The 1,416-nt window shown below is 62.7% G+C and carries 1 protein-coding gene and 1 pseudogene; both read right to left on the reverse strand.

The window, feature by feature from the left end; translation table 11 throughout:
• Positions 1–934: ATP-dependent metallopeptidase FtsH/Yme1/Tma family protein (locus EN935_RS35915; RefSeq protein ID WP_164771683.1), on the reverse strand; the 934-nt coding region annotated here is incomplete at its 3' end.
• Positions 935–1,059: 125 nt separating this feature from the next.
• Positions 1,060–1,416 (reverse strand): annotated as a pseudogene (locus tag EN935_RS35920) (tRNA(Ile)-lysidine synthetase); the annotation flags it as partial.

Raw genomic sequence — 1,416 nt, forward strand, 5'->3', positions numbered from 1 at the left:
GTGCAGGATCGAGCACGTCGGGCCGGTTCGTGGCAGCGATCAGGATGATGCTTTCGTTGGATTCGAAGCCATCCATCTCGACCAGCAACTGATTCAACGTCTGCTCGCGTTCGTCATTGCCGCCGCCGAGGCCGGCGCCGCGATGACGGCCGACAGCGTCGATTTCATCGATGAAGATGATGCAGGGCGCGTTCTTCTTGGCCTGGTCGAACATGTCACGAACACGGCTTGCACCGACGCCGACGAACATCTCGACGAAGTCCGAACCGGAAATGGTGAAGAACGGCACATTGGCTTCGCCGGCAACCGAACGGGCGAGCAGCGTCTTGCCGGTTCCCGGAGGACCGACAAGCAGCACGCCGCGCGGGATCTTGCCGCCGAGCCGCTGGAACTTCTGCGGATCGCGTAGGAACTCGACGATCTCTTCCAGATCTTCCTTGGCTTCGTCGACGCCGGCAACGTCCTGGAAAGTGACGCGGCCATGCGCTTCGGTGAGCAGCTTGGCCTTGGACTTGCCGAAGCCCATGGCGCGCCCGGACCCGGACTGCATCTGGCGCATGAAGAATATCCAGACGCCAAGGATGAGGATCATCGGCAGCCACGAGATCAAGTAGCCGAACAGCGAATTGGAACCGTCTGTTTCAGGCCGCGCGTTGATGGTGACGTTCTTGTCCTGCAGCCGCGAGACCAGTGAAGGGTCGCCGGGCGAATAGGTCTGGAAGCCGCTGGCATTGTCGGTGTAGGTGCCGCTGATGCGAGCGCCTGCGATGGTCACTGTCTTGACCCGGCCCGCCGCGACATCCTGCAGGAACTGCGAATATGGCACATCGCTGGAAGCCCCCCGCGTCTGCGGCGTCTGGAACAGATTGAACAGGGCGATGAGCAGGACCGCTATGATCGCCCAAAGCGCGAGGTTGCGATAGTTCGGATTCATCAATTGTCCCGTTGGCGTCCGCCGGGCGGACACGCGTCATGAGAGGAAACTTGCGCCTAACATAGGGAGAGCGCCTCCCCTTGCCAAGCATAACAGCATGTCTGGGTTAAGCTTTCGCGCAACCATCAACCGGCACTGTGGCCGCTGAAAGGCAAGGGCGGCACCAGGGCCGCACCAATCAACCCGGCGACGACCCGCGCCGGCGCCAGATCGAAGGACGGTAGGAAGCGGGCAAAGGGCGCAACGACCGGCCGCACTTCAACCATCGCGGACGTCGTTCCATGTCCAGGCAAACCAAGGCATTCCCCGGCCTGCCACAACGCCGGCTCGGCGGCGAGCGCGGCGCGCATCAAGCTCGGCGGGGTTTTTCCTTCGCCAATCGCCAGCCGCTTCGCCGCTGTCCCGAACGGGGCGATCAACAATGCGCCGCTGCTGTCGTTCAATGTGATGCGCCGGCGCGGGTCGTCGCCGGGTTGATTGGT

This window comes from Mesorhizobium sp. M7D.F.Ca.US.004.03.1.1 (assembly GCF_003998635.1).
GTDB lineage: Bacteria > Pseudomonadota > Alphaproteobacteria > Rhizobiales > Rhizobiaceae > Mesorhizobium > Mesorhizobium loti.